Annotated in this window: 17 protein-coding genes; 9 read left to right on the forward strand and 8 right to left on the reverse strand. The window is 62.3% G+C overall.

The features are described from left to right. Positions 1-4 precede the first annotated feature (4 nt). Positions 5-1,174: a GNAT family N-acetyltransferase gene (locus C0Z16_RS00325; RefSeq protein ID WP_102630257.1), complete on the forward strand. Its 1,170-nt coding sequence runs from the start codon at positions 5-7 to the stop codon at positions 1,172-1,174. 9 nt (positions 1,175-1,183) lie between these two features. Continuing rightward, positions 1,184-1,510, forward strand: a complete 327-nt coding sequence (locus C0Z16_RS00330) for a GIY-YIG nuclease family protein (RefSeq protein ID WP_102630258.1) — start codon at positions 1,184-1,186, stop codon at positions 1,508-1,510. 52 nt (positions 1,511-1,562) lie between these two features. Here the strand turns inward: C0Z16_RS00330 and C0Z16_RS37685 are convergent, their stop codons facing one another. From C0Z16_RS37685 to ppa, 3 genes are all read right to left on the reverse strand, one after another. Continuing rightward, positions 1,563-1,793 (reverse strand): hypothetical protein, encoded by a 231-nt coding sequence (locus C0Z16_RS37685; RefSeq protein ID WP_158244468.1) that lies wholly within the window; start codon positions 1,791-1,793, stop codon positions 1,563-1,565. Then, positions 1,790-3,898, reverse strand: coding sequence for an FUSC family protein (locus C0Z16_RS00340; RefSeq protein WP_102630260.1), 2,109 nt, complete (start codon positions 3,896-3,898; stop codon positions 1,790-1,792). Before C0Z16_RS00340 ends, C0Z16_RS37685 begins: the two co-directional genes overlap by 4 nt. A 309-nt stretch (positions 3,899-4,207) precedes the next feature. Beyond that, positions 4,208-4,735: an inorganic diphosphatase gene (gene ppa, locus C0Z16_RS00345; protein ID WP_102630611.1), complete on the reverse strand. Its 528-nt coding sequence runs from the start codon at positions 4,733-4,735 to the stop codon at positions 4,208-4,210. Positions 4,736-5,011: 276 nt separating this feature from the next. Between ppa and C0Z16_RS00350 the strand changes: the two genes are divergently transcribed. From C0Z16_RS00350 to C0Z16_RS00380, 7 genes are all read left to right on the forward strand, one after another. Further along, positions 5,012-6,451: an aldehyde dehydrogenase family protein gene (locus tag C0Z16_RS00350; RefSeq protein WP_102630261.1), complete on the forward strand. Its 1,440-nt coding sequence runs from the start codon at positions 5,012-5,014 to the stop codon at positions 6,449-6,451. Between the two features lie 55 nt (positions 6,452-6,506). Continuing rightward, positions 6,507-7,265, forward strand: coding sequence for an SDR family oxidoreductase (locus C0Z16_RS00355; RefSeq protein WP_102630262.1), 759 nt, complete (start codon positions 6,507-6,509; stop codon positions 7,263-7,265). Between the two features lie 175 nt (positions 7,266-7,440). Further along, positions 7,441-8,760, forward strand: coding sequence for an MFS transporter (locus tag C0Z16_RS00360; protein ID WP_102630263.1), 1,320 nt, complete (start codon positions 7,441-7,443; stop codon positions 8,758-8,760). Positions 8,761-9,010: 250 nt separating this feature from the next. Then, a complete protein-coding gene (locus C0Z16_RS00365) occupies positions 9,011-9,826 on the forward strand; it encodes a helix-turn-helix transcriptional regulator (RefSeq protein WP_102630264.1) in 816 nt (271 codons plus the stop codon). 227 nt (positions 9,827-10,053) lie between these two features. Then, positions 10,054-11,445, forward strand: coding sequence for an MFS transporter (locus C0Z16_RS00370; protein ID WP_244201119.1), 1,392 nt, complete (start codon positions 10,054-10,056; stop codon positions 11,443-11,445). Between the two features lie 117 nt (positions 11,446-11,562). Then, positions 11,563-13,260, forward strand: a complete 1,698-nt coding sequence (locus C0Z16_RS00375) for an FAD-dependent oxidoreductase (RefSeq protein WP_102630265.1) — start codon at positions 11,563-11,565, stop codon at positions 13,258-13,260. A gap of 28 nt (positions 13,261-13,288) precedes the next feature. Beyond that, positions 13,289-13,468 (forward strand): hypothetical protein, encoded by a 180-nt coding sequence (locus tag C0Z16_RS00380; RefSeq protein ID WP_102630266.1) that lies wholly within the window; start codon positions 13,289-13,291, stop codon positions 13,466-13,468. A gap of 39 nt (positions 13,469-13,507) precedes the next feature. On the opposite strand, the gene C0Z16_RS00385 is transcribed toward C0Z16_RS00380, so the two are convergent. The 5 genes from C0Z16_RS00385 to C0Z16_RS00405 all read right to left on the reverse strand — a co-directional run bounded on the left by C0Z16_RS00385 (position 13,508) and on the right by C0Z16_RS00405 (position 19,188). Then, a complete protein-coding gene (locus C0Z16_RS00385) occupies positions 13,508-14,590 on the reverse strand; it encodes a GlxA family transcriptional regulator (RefSeq protein WP_244201120.1) in 1,083 nt (360 codons plus the stop codon). A gap of 95 nt (positions 14,591-14,685) precedes the next feature. Beyond that, a complete protein-coding gene (locus tag C0Z16_RS00390) occupies positions 14,686-15,486 on the reverse strand; it encodes a crotonase/enoyl-CoA hydratase family protein (RefSeq protein ID WP_102630268.1) in 801 nt (266 codons plus the stop codon). Positions 15,487-15,488: 2 nt separating this feature from the next. After that, on the reverse strand, positions 15,489-17,087 hold the full coding sequence (locus C0Z16_RS00395) for a class I adenylate-forming enzyme family protein (RefSeq protein WP_102630269.1): 1,599 nt from the start codon (positions 17,085-17,087) through the stop codon (positions 15,489-15,491). A gap of 18 nt (positions 17,088-17,105) precedes the next feature. Further along, on the reverse strand, positions 17,106-18,296 hold the full coding sequence (locus tag C0Z16_RS00400; protein WP_102630270.1) for an acyl-CoA dehydrogenase family protein: 1,191 nt from the start codon (positions 18,294-18,296) through the stop codon (positions 17,106-17,108). Positions 18,297-18,309: 13 nt separating this feature from the next. Next, positions 18,310-19,188, reverse strand: a complete 879-nt coding sequence (locus C0Z16_RS00405; RefSeq protein ID WP_102630271.1) for a nitrilase-related carbon-nitrogen hydrolase — start codon at positions 19,186-19,188, stop codon at positions 18,310-18,312. Between the last annotated feature and the right edge of the window lie 16 nt (positions 19,189-19,204).

A 19,204-nucleotide genomic window follows, 5' to 3' on the forward strand; every position in this document is an offset into this window, starting at 1 on the left:
CAGATTGAATCAGGAACGCTTTGATTATCGCACGGGCATTCTGGCGTCGCCCTCCGAGGTGGACGCGGCCGAATGGAATGCCCTTCTCGCTCAGCAGCCGCAGCCCACGCCGTTTTTGCGGCATGAGTTCTTGAGCGCACTGCATGCGACCCGATGCGCGGTCGCCGATACCGGCTGGGCGCCGCAATTCGTCACGCTGACCGATCCGCGCACCGGCAAGCTCGCGGCGGCTGCGCCGGTTTATCTGAAGGGCCACTCGTACGGCGAGTATGTGTTCGACTGGGCGTGGGCCGACGCGTACAAGCGCAACGGCTTGCCGTACTACCCGAAGCTCTTGTGCGCGGTTCCGTTCACGCCGGTGCAAGGCAACCGCCTGCTCGCCGCCGACACGCACGCGCTCCGGCATCTCGCGGCCACGTTGATGGCATTCGCCGAGCAAGCGGACGTCTCATCGCTGCACGTGCTGTTTCCGACCGAAACAGAAGCGAACGCGCTCACCGAAATGGGCATGATGCAGCGCGAAGGCGTGCAGTTTCACTGGCTGAACGACGGCTACCGCGACTTCGACGATTTTCTTTCGACGCTCGAACAGAAGAAGCGCAAGAACATTCGCGCGGAACGCCGCAAAGTGCGCGAGGCCGGCGTCACGATGCGCCGGATTCGCGGCGAAGACATTCAGGACGCCGACTGGCGGTTCTTCAGCAAGTGCTATCGGCAAACTTACCGCGAACACTTTTCGACGCCGTATCTGAACCTCGATTTTTTCCGCATGATCGGCGCGTCGATGCCGGAAAATCTGCTGCTGGTGATCGCCGACTATGAAGGCAAGCCGATCGCGAGTTCACTCGTGGTCTACCAGCGCGACGCGAAAACCGGCGGCACGCTGTATGGCCGCTACTGGGGCGCGCTCGAACACGTGCCGTGTCTGCACTTCGAAACGGCGTACTATCAGCCGCTCGAATTCTGCATCGAAGAAAAACTCGGCGCGTTTGAAGGCGGCGCGCAGGGCGAACATAAAATGGCTCGCGGCTTCTTGCCGACGGTCACGCGCTCAGCGCACTGGCTTGCGCATCCCGCTTTCGCCGATGCCGTCGGCCACTTCCTCGACAATGAAAAGAACAGCATCCACGCGTATGTCGACGAGCTGCGCGAACACAATCCGTTTAAAGGCTGACGCGCGTCCATGGCGTGGTTTCTCTATCTGCTCGAATGCTCGGATGGCAGCGTCTATACGGGCATCGCCACTGACGTGCAAGCGCGCTTCGACAAACACCTGAGCGGCACCGGCGCGCGTTATACGCGTTCGCGCAAACCAGTGCGCGTGCTGGCGTCGTTCGAATTGGCGGACCGCTCCAGTGCTTCGCGCGCCGAGTATTGGGTCAAGCGTCTCGCGCCTTGCGAAAAGCGCACGCTCGCTGCGGGCGGACGGACGCTCGAATCTGTCGTGCCGTTGCCCGAACCGATTGTGACTACCGCCGAGCAGACGACCGAGGAAAACGGCACACCGTGACGGTACGCGCCTTGGTGCCTCCAGTGCTTTGGCCTGTTGGCCCTCTTCGCCGTCAGCCGCTTCCTTTGCTCTTTGCTCTTTGCTCTTTGCTCTTTGCTCTTTGCTCTTTGCTCTTTGCTCTTTGCTCTTTGCTCTTTGCTCTTTGCTCTTTGCTCTTTGCTCTTCGCTCTTCGCTCTTCGCTCTTCGCTCTTCGCTCTTCGCTCTTCGCTCTTTGCTCTTCGCTCTTTGCTCTTCGCCACCAGCTTCAGCTCCCAGCCCTTCGCCTTCAGCTCTTGCCTTCACCCCCGCGCCTCGCGCATGCGCTCGGTGAGCAAGCGCTGCATCAACGCAAGCTCTCCCACCGCATCCGCCTCCAGCGACGTCAACCGCTCGCGCGCGGGAAGCTCGTGCCGCAGCGGCGGAATGGTCCGATTCAACGCGGCCTCGATATCGGCGTTCACGGCCGCCATCCACGCGCGAAGCTCGTCGTGCATATTGCGCCGGTTTGCACTCAACCGGAGTTGCGTCGCCGTGCCCGCCATCTTGCGCAGCACGCTCAGCACCGTCAGCGTCACGGTGTCGGCCATCGAATCCTCGAGTTTTTCGAGGCGGATGCGCGCGATCGCTTCCTCGGCGTTATTGCTGCCGAGGCCCGCCGCGCGGCGCAAGCGTTCCATGTCCTTTTCGCTTCGACGAGGCGACTCGAGCGCCGCATTCAGATACGCCAGATTGGCGCGCACTGCGTCGCTGAGATACGCGCGGTAGTCGGTCTTTTCGCGCGTCGGCCAAAGGTAGAACGTCGCAAAGAGCGCCAGCACACAGCCGAGCACATTGTTGCCTAGACGCGTGAGCGCGTACGCGAATTCATTCGCGCCCGGTGTCGCGAAGTCGGCCACGAGGACGAACGTCGGCGTCAGGAACAGCACGAACAGGCTGTAGCTGACCGGGCGCAATGCCATCGTCGCCATCACCAGCGGAAAGACCGCGAGCGAAATGCCGAGCGGCGAATGAATCGCATAGCCGATGCCCGCCGCCAGCACGCCCCCGACGATGCTGCCCGCCGCGCGCTCGATACTCCGTGGCCAGGTGGCGGCAATCGACGGTTGCAGAATCAACAGCGTCGCCATGGTCGCCCAGTAGCCGAACGGCAACGCGAACGCGCGGATCACGAGGAAGCCTGCGGTCGTCGTCACGCCGACGCGCGCCGCGTGGCGCAAGCCGACGGACTCCGGCGACAGATTCGCCTTCAGCGTCGACCAGATTCGCGCGAGCATTGCAGCGGCGCTGTGGCGCCAGCGCGGCGGCGGCGACTGCACCGGCGCGAAGTCGACGAGTTCGAAGTCCGACTTCAGCGTCACAGGCTCCATCAACACGGTTTCAAGACGCCGCGCAAGCCGCCGCAAACGCAGTTGCAATCCAGCGAGATGCGTCCAGCGCGCTTCGTTGGCATCCGCGCCGATGCTGCGCAGCATCTCGCTCATGCCCGTCAGGAGATGAGCCGCGCGCGTGGTGCGGTTGGCGCGCCCCGCGTCGCCGGGCATTTTTTCACACGCGCCCGAGACGGCGATCAGATAGGCGAACAACGCCTCGCCTTCGGTCAGTAAGCCGAGTAATGCGTCGTAAGTCTCGCGGCCGCCCGTTCTCGTCGCCGGCACGCTCGCCAGCGCCTTGCGCGAGCGTTCCAGCGCGGCCCGCGCATCGGCGCGAAATTTCGCAGCATGCGTCGCCCATTCGCCGGGCGTGCTGCGTTGCTGAAGCAGACGCGCGCTGTCGAACGCAATGTCCGCGAGCCGCAGATAAACCGCGCGCAGCGAAGACCGGCTTGCGCCGAACGGTTGAATGCGCCACACGGTCAGGCTCAGCGCGACCGCGAACAGACATCCGATCAGATAGACGCCGAGAAACGCGAGTCCTTCGCGGACGTCGCGCATGGGCCGGTCCACCATTACGACGCACGCGGTCGCGGCGAGAATCGTCACCTGCGAAGTCGCCGCGCCCCAGATGCGGCCAAACGCGCCGAGACTCGTGAAGGCCAACACCGCGAGCGCCGCGAGCAGCGTTCCCCCGGCCGACGCAAAAGCGGTGAGGCCACCGCATAACGTCGATAGCAGCGCGAAGCCCATCATCGAAGCGAAGCGCGCGCGGTTGGAACCGGCGGCATCCGCGAGACAGGTCCAGAAGGCGCCGATCGCAGCCCACGCGAAAGTCGGATCGTGCAGCAGGTTGCCGAGCGCCAGCATTGCCGTCGACGCGCACGCCGCGCGCAGGCCTTCGGACAGACTGGCCTCGCTGGCCGAGAACGACACCATCCATACCGGCCGCTTGCGATAGATCGCCGTCACGATCGCATACAGCCGATTGGACCAGCGAGGCGAGGAAGACGGCGGGTTGGACTTGCGGCTCATCATCCGGATGGTGTGCTCCTGAAGCTCGCGTGGCGCTGCGTCATTGCAGCGACGCCCACGGCTCGGACAATCCGCCGCGGGCGACAAACGACACGAATCATAAGGGTTTACACCTAGATATAAAAATGCGTTCCGTTCATCGCCGCAATGCACTGCGGCTATATACAGCATGCGTGGGGCCGCGCAATGCGACTCGTACGGCGGACGCCGAATAAAAAACCGCGCGGCCTTATCGGGCTCGCGCGGTCTTTTTGCAGGGGGCCGGCTGGATCGAAGAATCAATGATTCGGTTCGATCAGCGCGCCGAGCCGCTTACTTCTTGTAGTTCGCCACGCCTTCGCTGATTTCCTTGTGCGCGGCTTCGAGGTCCGCCCAGCCTTCGACCTTCACCCACTTGCCCTTCTCTAGCGCCTTGTATTGCTCGAAGAAGTGCTTGATCTGGTCTTTCAGGTACGCCGGGACGTCGTCGATCGACTTCAGATCGGCGGTCATCGGGCAGATCTTGTCGTGCGGAACGGCGATCAGCTTCGCGTCCACGCCGGATTCGTCGGTCATTTGCAGCATGCCGAGCGCGCGTGCGCGAACCACTGAGCCTGCCAGCAGCGGGAACGGCGTGATCACCAGCACGTCGACCGGGTCGCCGTCGCCCGACAGCGTTTGCGGAATGAAGCCGTAGTTGGCCGGATAGCGCATGCCGGTGCTGATGAAACGGTCGACGACGAGCAGGCCCAGATCCTTGTCGGCTTCGTACTTCACCGGGTCGCTTTGCGCCGGGATTTCGATGATGACGTTGAAATCTTGCGGAAGGTCTTTGCCTGCGGGGACGTGATTGAAGCTCATGAGCGCTCTCTGGTCAGATGGAATTCGGAGCACGGCATGCGGCGCGTGGGCTCGAAGGGCATGCGTCGTGAAACTCGCCTCGAGCATGAGCGCTGCGGCCGGACAGTACGGAATGCGCCATTATAGCCAATCGGCCGATGGCATCCGTCGCCGGATCGGCGCGATAATCGTCTGGCGTCTTTCGATTGTGCCCGTGGTTTGTGAACACCGCGTAACCGCGTCCGGTTGCTTGTGCGTCGGTCGTGCACCGGTTACGCGACATCTCAAGGAGTCTGCATGGAAGAAGCCCGACACTTCATTGGCGGCGAGTGGTCCGCTGCTTCTGGCGGCGAGACGATCGCCGTGCTCGATCCCTCGGACGGCCAGCCGTTCACGCAGCTTGCACGCGGCACCGCGGCGGATATCGACGCCGCGGTCCACGCCGCGCGCCGCGCGTTCGAAGGCGCATGGGGCGCGGCAAGTGCGGCCGAACGCGGACGTGTGCTGTACCGGCTGTCCATGCTGGTCGCCGCGCGGCAGGAAGAACTGGCGCAACTCGAAGCGCGCGACACGGGCAAGCCGCTCAAACAGGCGCGCGCCGATTCTGCCGCGCTCGTGCGCTACTTCGAGTTCTACGCCGGCGCGGCGGACAAGCTGCATGGCGAAACACTGCCCTACCAGGCCGGCTACACCGTGATGACGATCCGCGAGCCGCATGGCGTAACCGGCCACATCGTGCCCTGGAATTATCCGATGCAGATTTTCGGCCGCAGCGTGGGCGCGGCGCTTGCCACGGGCAACGCATGTGTCGTCAAACCGGCTGAAGATGCGTGTCTCTCGGTGCTGCGCGTCGCAGAACTCGCGGCCGAAGCGGGCCTGCCCGCAGGCGCGCTGAATATCGTCACCGGTTATGGACATGAAGCGGGAGCGGCGCTCGCGCGTCACGCGGGCATCGACCATATTTCGTTTACCGGCTCGCCCGAGACCGGCAAGCTGGTCACGCAAATGGCCGCCGAAAACCATGTGCCGGTCACGCTCGAACTGGGCGGCAAATCGCCGCAAATCGTCTTTGCCGATGCGGACCTCGACGCCGCGCTGCCCGTACTCGTGTCGGCGATCGTGCAGAACGCTGGGCAAACCTGTTCAGCGGGCAGCCGCGTGCTGATCGACCGCGCCATTTACGAGCCCTTGCTCGACCGGCTGAGCGGCGCGTTCAATGCGCTGCGCGTGGGCCCCTCGCACGCGGACCTGGATTGCGGCCCGCTCATCAACGCGAAGCAGCAACGGCGCGTGTGGGACTTTCTCTCCGACGCGCAGCACGACGGCATTGCGATGGCCGCGCACGGCGAGGTGATTCCCGAAGCGCCGGAAAGCGGCTTCTACCAGGCGCCCACGCTATTGCGCGATGTGCCCGCGAGCCACCGTCTCGCACGCGACGAAGTGTTCGGACCCGTGCTCGCCGCCATGTCCTTCAGCGACGAAGACGAAGCGCTCGCGCTCGCCAACGGCACACAATACGGACTCGTGGCCGGCATCTGGACGCGCGACGGCGCTCGGCAGATGCGTCTCGCGCGGCGGCTGCGCTCAGGCCAGGTGTTCATCAACAACTATGGCGCGGGCGGCGGCGTCGAATTGCCGTTCGGCGGCGTGAAGCATTCGGGCCACGGGCGCGAGAAGGGTTTCGAGGCGCTGTACGGCTTCACGGTGCTGAAGACCATTGCCATCCGGCACGGCTAGTTCTTGCTACGCGCTGGTTCACGAATCAACACTCACAACAAATAGCGGAGACATCATGCGGTTGACAGGTAAAACGGCCATCGTCACGGGTGGCGGCTCAGGTTTCGGCGAAGGCATCGCGAAGACCTACGCGCGCGAAGGCGCGAACGTCGTGGTCAACGATCTCAACGGTCCCGCCGCCGAGCGCGTTGCGAGCGAAATCGCGCTGGCCGGCGGCAAGGCCATCGCGGTCGCGGGCAACGTCGCGCAACGTGAGGACTGGCAAAAGCTGCGCGAGGCGGCGCTCGAGGACTTCGGCAGCGTGCAGATCGTCGTCAACAATGCGGGCACCACGCATCGCAACAAGCCGGTGCTCGAAGTCACGGAAGCGGAGTTCGACCGCGTCTACGCGGTGAACGTCAAAAGCATCTACTGGAGCGTGCAGGAATTCGTGCCGTACTTTCGTGAGCAAGGCGGTGGCAATTTCATCAATATCGCGTCGACGGCGGGCGTGCGGCCGCGCCCCGGACTCGTCTGGTACAACGGCAGCAAGGGCGCGGTGATCATCGCGAGCAAGTCGCTCGCCGTGGAACTCGGCCAGGACCGCATTCGCGTGAACTGCGTGAATCCGGTGATCGGCGAAACGGCGCTGCTTTCGGAATTCATGGGCGTCGAAGATACCCCCGAAAACCGCCAGCGCTTTCTCGCCGGCATTCCGCTCGGACGCTTCTCGACGCCGCAGGACATCGCCAACGCCGCGCTCTATCTGGCTTCTGATGAGGCGGAGTTCATCACCGGCGTGTGTCTGGAAGTGGACGGCGGGCGCTGCGTGTAGCGGCTGCATGTAGCCTCGCGCCGCCGCATTCGTGTGTCCTGAGCAAGGGCCGTTCACGCACGGCCCTCGCCGGGCTCAGTGTTTTCCCCCGGTATCTATTTGCCGTGCGAGCCGCGCCGCGCGGCTAGAATCGATCGACGCGGCACTTCAAATCCACAAGAAGAGAGGAGACACCATGGCTAGTCCCGCAGATCCGCTCCACCATCCCGGCGCGGGTGCGCCACCTTCCACTTTCGAAGAGGCCACCTACCGCAAAGTCAACTGGCGGCTCGCTCCGCTCCTGATGCTCTGCTACGTGGTCGCGTATCTGGACCGCGTGAACGTCGGCTTCGCCAAGCTGCAAATGACAACCGACCTGGGCTTAAGCGATGCGGTGTATGGCTTCGGCGCGGGCATTTTCTTTGTCGGCTATTTCTTCTTCGAAATCCCGAGCAATGTGATCCTGCACAAGGTGGGCGCCCGAGTTTGGATCGCGCGGATCATGGTGTCGTGGGGCGTGATCTCCATGCTGACCATGTTCGTCACTACGCCGACCATGTTCTACGTGATGCGTTTCCTGCTCGGCCTGGCTGAAGCGGGCTTCTTCCCCGGCATCATTCTGTATCTCACCTACTGGTATCCGTCGCATCGGCGCGGCCGGATGACGACATGGTTCATGACGGCCATCGCGCTGTCGGGTGTGATCGGCGGTCCGGTGTCGGGCTTTATCCTCAAGACGTTCAATGGCATGAACGGCTGGCACGGCTGGCAGTGGCTGTTTCTGCTCGAAGGGATACCCTCGGTGCTGGTCGGCATTCTGGTGTTCGTCGCGCTCGACGACCGCATTTCGAAAGCGAAGTGGCTGACGAAGGAAGAACAGGATCTGCTGCAGCGTCACGTATCCGCCGAAGAAGCTACCAAGCACGACATGCCGATCCGCCAGGTGCTCACGAATGGCCGCGTGCTGATGCTGAGCTTCACTTACTTTTCGTTCGTGATGGGTCTCTATGGTGTGAGCTTCTGGCTGCCGACTATTATCAAGGCGACCGGTGTGACCGATGCGTTGATGATTGGCCTGCTTTCCGCGATTCCGTTCGCGGCGGCAGTGGTAGCGATGGTGTTCGTCGCGCGCAGCGCGGATCGTCATCGCGAGCGGCGCTGGCATATCGCACTCCCGGCGTTTGCGGGGGCGATTGGGCTGGTGCTGTCGGTCGTGTGGGCGCACAACACGTTGCTCGCGATGGCATCTCTCACGCTTGCGACTATGGGCATTCTCACTACGTTGCCGCTGTTCTGGAGTTTGCCTACGGCGATCCTTGCGGGGACGGGTGCGGCGGCTGGGATCGCGATGATTAATTCGATCGGGAATCTGGCGGGGTTTCTCAGTCCGTATGCGGTTGGGTGGTTGAAGCAGGTGACTGCGGCTAATGATTCGGGGATGTATATGTTGGCGGCATTTATGGTTTTGGGCGGGTTGCTTGCGGTTAGTGTGCCGGCGAAGATGGTTAATCGATGAGTTGAAGTGGATTGCTGGTCTTGAAGCCCGGGCGGCGATGTGCCGCTGGGGCTTTGTCTTCCCGGAGGCAGAGCCGCGGGCTGGCGCGAGAAACTGGCCGCTTGGCCGAGGTGCCGTCAGACGGCGGATAAAAGCGGCTTGTGTCAGGGGGTGGGCGGGGGTAGTCAGCCATCTCCGGTCTTTCGATTGAAATCTGAGTCGGACGTTCGGCGTCTAAAATCGGGGTAACGTAAACTTTCCGAAGCCAATCATGCGCTCATGGCGGCTCGATCGTCCCAGCCCGTCGGGACAGTTGGATCTTTCGCGGGCGACAAGCCTGGTCACATCCATCGGGTGTGCCGATTCCAATGCGTTTGCCGCGGAAGTCTTGAAGCTGCTGGGGAATGCCGCAGGAATCTCGCAGTGCACCGTATTTGCATACGAATTTGGCACACGCCCCAGGACGATATCCGTGGCAGATCACCGTGGCGGCCGATTTTTACGCGACGTAGCAGATGCCTACGCTAAACGCTTCTACGCCCTCGACGGCAATCAAACGATCGTCTCGGCAGCCAGTTCCCAGAAAAGTTCGGTCGTCCTGCTGCATCAGCAAACCAGCGAAGACGTCTTGCACGAGGATTACCGCGCTGCTTGCTATCACCGGCCCAATGTGTCGGGCCGGCTTTCCCTTTTGCTGCAGCCGTCGCAGGGCGTCTGGCTGTCAGTCAATCTCTATCGCGACCGTAGGCATGGACATTTTCACCAGAACGAAATCGCGCTGATTGAGGCCTACGCCCCGCTGATCGCTCAGGCGGCCGGGCATCATTACACGCTCTGTGGTCAGATTCAGACCGGTATTCCGCAGTTGATGTTGACTCGGGTCCGCGGAATCTGCCCAGATTTGTCCAGGCGAGAACTCGATGTGCTCTGCGGCGTTCTGGAGGGCCGCACCGCGCAAGAGATCGGGGAGCTGATGGGTATCAAGCCCTCCAGCGTCGTGACCTACCAGAAGCGCGCCTATCGCCGCCTTGGAATTTCGAGCCAACGCCAGTTATTCGCCTTGTGCCTGGCTCCCGGCAGGAATTGATCCCGCACTGTCCCGCCAGTCCGACGACGGCTGCTCACGCCGCCGCGTGACGCAAAGGGTTTCTCCTGGTCCATCTCGCCCTTCAAGATGTACCCAATTTGGGGACATCGCGAAATAGCGGCACTCCATACTCCAGTCATCGCCATACCTCGCCTCCCGGCCGAGCTTGACGCGATTGCATTGAGTGCGCTGCGCTCGAGATAGACCTCCACGCGGAGACAACCTACATGGAAACGACCCGATCGGCCGATCACGGCCCGTTGCGCGAAGAGCGTTCGGACGCCGCCGGACCGGACCCCGCCTTGCTTGAAAAGCATGTCATGGCCAAAGTCTCGCGGCACCTGCTGTGGTTCCTCTTCGCCCTGTTCTTCTTCTCGTTCCTGGATCGGATCAATATTGGATTCGCCGGACTAACCATGATGAAGGATCTAGGGCTTTCGGGAACCCAATTCGGTCTGGCCACGACGCTGTTCTATATCGCCTACATCGCGTTCGGCATTCCGAGCAACATCGTCTTGGCACGCATTGGCGCAAGGAAATGGATTGGGTCCATCATGATCGCGTGGGGACTGGCATCCACGGCAACCATGTTTGCGTCCAGTCCGAACACGTTATATCTGCTGCGCGTTTTGGTCGGCGTGACCGAAGCCGGGTTTCTGCCGGGCATTTTGCTCTACATGACCTACTGGTTTCCGAGTGCCTATCGCGCGAGAGCCAATGCCTTGTTCATGATTGCAATGCCGGTGACGGCCGCCGTGGGCTCCGCGCTGTCAGGATACATCCTCGCACTGGACGGGACCCTCGGACTCAAAGGGTGGCAATGGCTGTTTTTTCTGGAAGGCTTGCCCTCGGCAATCTTGGGACTGGTTGTGTTCGCCTATCTGCATGATGCCCCGGAAAAGGCAAGCTGGCTCAGCGCGGGTGAGAAGCGCAAGCTGTCACAGACACTTGCAGCGGAGCACCAGGCCGATCCCGTGCCCCGCGCGTCGGCAACGGCAGAAAGAAGCCTTGTCAGCGAACTCGTCTCGCCGACCGTGATCAAGTTTGCACTCGCGTATTTCTGCCTCGTCAACACCCTCGCCATGGTCGCGGTCTGGACACCGCTGATCGTGAAGAGCTTCAGCGCTGACGCGAGCAACCGCACTATCGGTCTGCTGGCTGCAATTCCGCAAATCTGCACCATCGTCGCGATGATCTGGTGGGGAAGACGTTCTGACCGGAAGCAGGAGCGCAAATGGCATCTCATGCTGCCTATGCTGTTCTCCGCTGCTGGCTGGCTTTGCACGGCTTACTCGGCAAACCCCGTCATCCAGATGCTGGGGATCTGCCTGGCGTCGGCAGGGTCGTACACCGCCATGTCGATCTTTTGGACGACGCCGGATCACGCCCTGAGCTTCCGGGCCCGTGCCGTCGGCATTGCAGTGATCAATGCCACTGGCAATATCGGCTCGGCCTTGAATCCGCTGGTGGTGGGCTGGCTGAAAGACCTGACGCACAGTTTCTCCGCTGGGTTGCTTTACGCGGCGGCACTGCTTGTGATCGGCGCCATCGTAGTGGCGGTGCTGCCGATCGAGCCGACGCGCCAGCGCCGCACTGAACCATCAGGCAGCCTTGGTTAGAGGGAGCTTGCTGCGCCGATTGTGCGACTCCAACTACGACAAATGTCTGGCGACGAGATACAGCCCATGCACGGTCCCCAGCCGCACTTCGCCCAAGAATTCGTTAAGGAGCAAACAATGGAATTTAAACCGTATCCCTTTTCTGCAAAAAAATACGCAGCCAAGGTGCCCCAACTGGACAACGGCATCGAGGCGAGGCGACATGCGGTTACGATCGTTGGCGGCGGTCCGGTCGGACTGACCGTTGCCCTCGGCCTCGCGAACCATGGCGTTCCCTCGGTATTGATCGAGGCCGACGACTCCGTGTGCTACGGCAGTCGTGCTATCTGTATCTCGCGCCGAAGCCTGGAAATCATCGAGCGCCTGGGCGCAGCGGACGGATTTCTGAAAACCGGCCTGCCGTGGGCTGGCGGGCGCAGCTTCTACCGCGACACTGAAGTGCTGCATTTCAAGATGCCGCAGGACGAGGATCAAAAGCTGCCGCCCATGGTGAACCTCGCCCAATACCATATCGAGCAATTCCTGTTGGACGCCGCAGAAAAGAAAGCGGATCTGATTGACATCCGCTGGCAGACGCGGGTCACCTCGATCGATTCGCGTGCGGACGGCTGCACGCTGAACCTCGCGACATCCGAAGGCCCCTATTCGCTCAACACGGACTGGGTCGTCGCGTGCGATGGCGGGCGCAGCACGATTCGCGAGGCGCTAGGGCTGCAACTCAAGGGCACGAGCTACGAGGGCCGCTATGTGATCGTCGATATCGAGCTTGAGAGTGACCGGCCGACCGAACGCCTGGCTTACTTCGACCCGTCGTCCAATCCGGGTTCCACCGTCCTTGTTCACAAGCAGCCTGACAATGTCTGGCGCATCGATTATCAACTGCGTGACGGCGAAGACGCTGAACAGGCGGTGAAGCCGGAAAACGTGATCCCGCGGGTGCAAAGCTTGTTGGACATGATGGGCGAGAGAGGCGATTGGTCACCGATCTGGATCACCATCTACAAGGCCAATGCGCTGACCCTGGAAAGCTATCGTCACGGCCGCGTATTATTTGGTGGCGATGCAGCTCACCTGGTCCCGATTTTTGGGGTGCGCGGCGCAAACTCCGGCATTGACGATGCGGACAATCTGGCGTGGAAACTGGCCTTTGTGGTGCGGGGTCTCGCGTCCGGGGGACTGCTCGACAGCTATTCGGCCGAGCGTGTGTTTGCCGCCCACGAAAACCTCAGTTACGGCACAAAGAGTACAGAATTCATGGCGCCGCCGTCGTTCGCCTTCGATCTGATGCGCAAGGCCGTGCTGAGTCTCGCGATCAAGCATGAATGCGTGCGTTCCTTGATCAATCCGCGGCAGACCTCGGCAATCACGTATACCGCGTCGCCGCTAAATGCTGCGGAAACAGAGCCCGGCGCATTTACGCGGGGGCCGGTGCCCGGCGCCGTTCTCCCCGAGTGCCCGTTGACGATCGTCGAGGGCGGTAACGCGAGCGCAGCTCACCTGACAGACCTTGTCACCCCCTGTTTCACGGCCTTGTATTTTAGCGAAGACGGCAGGGTACCCGCGCAGTTCTCTGCGCTCGAAGAAACACTGCAAGGCGAGACCCTGCCGTTCAAGGTGATTCCCCTGACTGCGCATCTGCATCCTGAGACTAGACGCGATCACAACTGGGACCACACGGGTAGGCTGTTTGCCATGTTCGGCGCCAAACCGGGCACCGTCTATCTGGTTCGTCCTGACGGTCATGTGCTCGGACGCTGGCATGCGGCAGCAGCTGCGGACATTACCGCGGCCATCCACCACGCCCTTCACACGTGATCACGATCGATCTGATAAGGAGAACGCCATGACCGACAGCGACCTCGATACCATCTATACCCGACTGTGCAAGACCATGACGCAACTGGGCGAGGCCAACGCATCCTTGTTTCTCGCACGTTTTGCGATGCTCGCGATCCATACGATCGACGACCCGGCCGTTGCGCTGCACCTGATCGACGATGCAAGCGAGGGGATGCCTGAATAAGTGCCGGGTTGCGGCGACAGCCCTATCGCAATGGCAACTTCACTTGCCCCTGGCGGCACGTTCCTGTCCGGGCGTGATGTCAAAGAGCTTCCGATAACACCGCCCCAGATGCGAGGCGCTGGCAAACCCGCACTGCATCGCAATGTCGAAAATGGACGATGTCGATTCATGCAGAAGCTTTTGCGCCGCCTTCAGGCGCACGCCGAGATAGAACTGCGAGGGTCCCATGCCGAAATGCTTGAGCCACATTCGCTCGAACTGGCGAGGCGAAATGCCGACTAGCGAAGCAAGCGTCTGCACGGCGACGGGGCGTTCAATGTTTTGCTCCATCAGCGTAATCGCGTTGACGATGCGCCGATCCTCGATTCCATAGCGCCACTGAATCGCCATCTTCTGGCTTTCCTGTGACGCACGAATACGCGTATGCAGAAACTGGTCGGCGACATCGGCAGCAAGCCGATGGTTATGCGCGCGAGCGATGACGTCCAGCATCAGATCGATCGCGGCCGTGCCGCCGCCGCATGTAAGTCGGTCACCATCGATGCAGTAAAGCTCACGCGTGACCGTTAGCGAGGGAAACTCGTCGGCGAGCGCTTTCAATGCTTCCCAATGGATCGTGCAACGCCGCTTGTCGAGAAGCCCGGCGCGCGCCAGGATCATCGTGCCGAGGCTGACGCCACCGAGCGGTTTGCCTGTCGCGGCGTAGCGGCGCAAAAAATCGAACACCCGCTCGTTGCGGTAGTTCTCCACGCCGATGCTTGCCACCACGAACAGTTGATCGACAGCAATGGACGAGGTCATTGCCGATTCAGGCTGCAGCGAAAATCCTGAACTCGACGACACCGGCTCGCCGTCGGCGCTGATGAGATGCCAGCTATAGAGCGCCTTGCCGCTCATCCGGTTAGCCGCGCGCAGCGGCTCGCTCGCGGAACTGAGCGCCATCATCGAAAAGTTCGGCACCAGAAAGAAACCGATGCGTTGCGTTCCGGGCCGCCGCTCGTGGCTGGAATCCGCCGCGCTCTGCGTGTGCGCGGCAGCGAGTGCGCCCCCGCCCGCCGGTGGCAACTGCGCATGGCGCGCGGCGGCGGGTTGCGGCCTCTCGTCGTTGATTGTCCTGCGCATGTCCATGCTGGATTGGCCAAGGTGGCAAAACTGTCGCATATTGCGCCGCGCCGGTCCATCGCCTCGTTCGTTGCGATTTACCTGTCAGACCGACATCAATCGCCAGTGTAATTCGGCGCGCGCTTTTCGAAAGTTGCTGCAAGCGCCTCGCGGTGATCCGCTGTGCGATGCACGATTCCCTGGAACGCCGCCGAAAGTTCCAGCAGGCTCGGCAGGTCCATCCGCTGTCCTTGGCGAATGAGGCGCTTGCTCATGCGCAACACGTTCGGCGGATTGCTTGCGATGCGTGCCGCCAGTTCCTTCGCCGCGGACAGCAGTTCCGGGTCCGGCACGACCCGCGACACGAGGCCCCAGTCGAGCGCGCATTGCGCATCGATAGGCAAGCCCGTGAAAATCATCTCGGCTGCGCGCGAGAGCCCGATCGCGCGAGGCAGCAACCACGCTCCGCCGTCGCCGGGAATAATGCCGATTTTTGCAAAGCTTTCCGCGAACAGCGCACTGCTTGCCGCGATACGGATATCGCACATCAGTGCGAGATCGCAGCCCGCGCCGTGCGCCGGTCCGTTGACGGCGGCGATGCAAGGCACGTCGAGTTCGTGGAATGCGCGCGGAATGCGTTGAATGCCGCGCCGGTAGTTCTCGCGTATTCGCGCGGAGTTGCCGCTGAACGTGCCGATCTCGTCGCGCATGTGTTTGATGTTGCCGCCTGAGGAGAACGCGGGACCCGCGCCCGTCAGCACGATTGCGCGCACGTTCAGATCGGCTTGCGCGCGTTCGAGGCTCGCTACGAGCGCATCGACCACTTCCATTTCAGTCAGTGCGTTGCGTGTTTCAGGACGGTTCAGCGTGATTGTCGCAACACCGCCGTCCAGTTCGTAAAGTACTGGTTCGTTCATGATCACGTTCCCGTCCGCAAAAGATTCTGGTCCACCGAAGCAGCCAGCTCGCGCCGCAGCACCTTGCCGCTCGGATTCAGCGGCAACCGCTCAAGAAACAGCACTTTCTTTGGCCGCTTGTACGGCGCGAGGTCGTCACTGGCCTTGCAGAATGCAATGATCGCGTCTTCCGTCAACTGGGCGTCGCTGCGCACGACGAACGCCGTCACCGCCTGGCCCCACTTCGCGTCCGGCACGCCGATCACCGCGGCCTCCTGCACGCCAGGGCAGTGATACAACACCTCTTCGACTTCTCGCGGATAGATGTTCTCGCCGCCGGAGACGATCATGTCGTCCGCACGACCGCGGAAGTGGAAATAGCCGCCCTCGTCGACGCTGAACAAATCGCCCGTATAGAGCCAGCCGTCGCGAAACCTCCGGGCCGTTTCACCCGGGTTGTTCCAGTACGCGCGTGCAAGTTGCGGGCCGCGCACGATCAGTTGGCCCACCTCGCCACGCTCGACACTTTCCGTCGAAGGCACGGCGCGATCGGGGTCGTTCGTCACGACGCGGCAGGTGCTAATCAGCGTCGGCTTGCCGCACGACCCAAGACGCGAGAGCGCATCGCGTGGATGCAGGAGCAGCGTGAGGCTCGCTTCCGTCATGCCGTAGCCGTTGTACACGTTCGGACAGAACTCATCGATCACCCGTTGCATCGCCGCGGCGGGAATGGCCGCGCCGCCTGTGGTGATCATCCGCAGACTGCTGTGATCGGTCTGCGTGAACGATGGATGAAACAGCATGTCCTGGATCTGCGTCGGCACGGCGAAGAGCGTCGTGACGCGATAGTGCGCGATCGCGGCGAGCGTGCGCTGCGGATCGTAGCGCGGCAGCACGATGTTGGCCGCGCCGACCATCAGGTGCGGCATGAAATACGCCTGCATGCCGCCGACATGGTAAAGCGGCGCGATATGGAGCGCCGAATCGGTGCTGGTCAGGCTGTACTCCATCACGCAGTTCGTGGCGATCGCCACGTCGTTGCCATGCGTGTGGATCGCGCCTTTCGGGCGCCCCGTCGTGCCCGACGTGTACACGAGCGCGGAGATATCGTCGGGCTTGAGCGGAGGCAGCGGCGCATCGCGATGGCGCGTGCCGTCTATCAGCGCATCGAAGTCGTGATGATGCGAGGGCGCATCGTAATGATCGGGCTCATCGCCGGGGCTTGCATGCCCTGTCACACGAACGTAGATGCGCAGATCGGGCAGACCCTGTTCGATCTTCACGACGACCGGCTGCATCGAGTCGTCGTAGATCAGCACGCGCGCACCGGCATCGCGGATGATGAACACCGCTTCGTTCGCGGACAGCCGGTAGTTCATCGGTACGGCGATCGCGCCAAGCAACTGGCAGGCAAGATAAGCGGTGGCCGTTGCGTCGGACGTCTTTTGAAAAATTGCAACGCGGTCCGTTTGCCGCACGCCCAGGTCGAACAGCGCCTGCGCGAGTCCGCGTACGCGCGCGTCCCACTGCGCGTAGGTAAAGCGCGCGTCGCCGCAGACCAGCGCGAGACGGTCGGGGTACTTCGCGACCGTGTTTTCGAACAGCGAGGTAATGGTCAGCATGATGGAAATGGAGTGCGCTCAGAGGTTGATCTTCAGATCGGGGAGATCGCGCGACGCGATCAGGTATTTCGCCATTTCCGACGTCCCCCCGACAATCGTCAGCGCGCGTGCGTCGCGATACAGCTGTTCGGCACGGCCGTATTCCTTGGTGAGGCCATCGCCACCCAATATCTGCACCGTTTCGTTGACACAGAAATTCGCCGTCTCCGTTGCGACGAGCTTGGCCATTGCCGCTTCCTTCATCAGTGCCTTTCCGTCGGCGCCGGCGTCGTACATCTTGGTGGCGCGATAGGTGATGAGCTCGGCGGCGTCGATGCGCCAGCTCATCTGCGCGATCTTGTCCCAGATCAGTTGCTTGCAGCCGAGGAATTGGCCGAATGTCTTGCGGCTTTGCGCATGCGCACGCGCGATTTCGAACGCGCTGCGCGCGACGCCGAGGCCCGAGCCGCCCAGAATCGCGCGCTCGAAGTTGAACATGCCGCGCATGATCGCGGAGCCCTCGCCCGCCTTGCCCAACAGGTGATCGGCGCGCACGCGGCAATTGTCGAACCTGACCTCGCCGACGATGCAGCCGTGCCGGCCCATGAACGTATAGTTGCGCGGAAAGCTGATGCCGTGGGCGTCCTTCGGCACGGCCACCGCGGTGATGCCCGGCTTCGACGTGCCATCGCGCGGCGTGATGCCGTAGGCGATATAGACGTCCGCTACCGAAGCGTTGGAGATATAGCGCTTGAAGCCGTTGACGACCCATTCGTCGGTACGTGCGTCGTATTCGACGCGCGTTTGGATGTCAGCGGAATCGCTCCCCGTGCCGGGCTCGGTCACGCAGATCGCGCCGACCGCGCGGCCGGCCAGAATCGGTTCGAGATACGCATCGCGCAATGCCTCGCTCGCGTGACGATGCAACGGGTATGCGCAACTCAACGCCGTAGCAATGGTCGTTTCGAATGCATAGTTGATCGCGGACGCTTCTTCCGACAATATCGTCGCGTGCGTGAGTCCGGGCTTTGTCAGCGAGCCGCGGTACAGGTCCGCGAACATCAGTCGCAGATAGCCGGCTTCGGCCAGTGCGCGCACCACACGTTTGACGGCGTCCCAGTCGCGGCGGTCTTCTATATCGGCGGCGCGCGGCGCGAGTTCGCGCTGCAGAAAGGCCCGCACTTCCGCGCGAAACGCGCGGTCTTCGTCGGTAAGGAGAAAATCTTGCATGGCGGACGACGCTTCAGGTGTTGACGTGTGACTGAGCCGCACGGATGCCGCGGCCCGCATAGACCCGTGAATCGCGCACGGTAGGCAGCAGGAAACGCGCTTCGCGCAGCGCTGCATAATCGACTTCGCCAACGACCAGTTCTTCCTCGGTGGTCGAGCCCATAGCGACTGTGTTGCCGAACGGATCGAGAACGCGCGACCCGCCCCAGAAACGCAGCATGCCTTCGGTGCCGATCCGATTCGCCATTACCACGGCGACCCCGTAGGTCACCGCGTAGAAGCGCAGGTTCAGTTCCCATGCAGAGGGATTGTCGAAGCCGCCGCCCACCGCCTCGCGCGCTGAACTGATCGGCGCGGCGAGCAGCGTCACGCCGTCGCACATCAGGTCATGCACGAGCGCGGGGTTCCACAGGTCGTTGCAGATGGGCGTGGCGACGCGCCAGTCGCGGTCGATCCCGAATGCGCCAAGTTCCGCTCCCGGTGCGTAATACAGTCCATCGCGCAGCTTGCCGTAGGTCGCCAGTTGAATCTTGCGATGCACGTGCACGATCCTTCCTTGCGTCACAGTCGCCTGACTGTTGTAGAACTGGCCGCCTGGCGCTTCTTCGATGAAACCGAACGACGTGTAGAGACCGACGCTCGCTTCCGCAAGCGCCGCAATGGCCGGGTGATCGACGCGCAGTGCAAGCTGCAGCGCGTCTTTGCCCGCGCTATGTCCGCACAGCGACAATTCGGGGAACAGCAGCAACATGACGCCGCGCTGGCGCGCTTCGGCGATCATGCTCAGATGCTTGCCGAGGTTGGCGTCGAGATCGCCGTAGGAACTGTCGATCTGCGCGGCGGCGACTTTCAGCGCGCTGTCTCGCGGCGCGTCGAGGGAAGACGAAGGCATGTTCTTGTCTCTCAGG

The organism is Paraburkholderia rhynchosiae (assembly GCF_002879865.1).
Taxonomy (GTDB): domain Bacteria; phylum Pseudomonadota; class Gammaproteobacteria; order Burkholderiales; family Burkholderiaceae; genus Paraburkholderia; species Paraburkholderia rhynchosiae.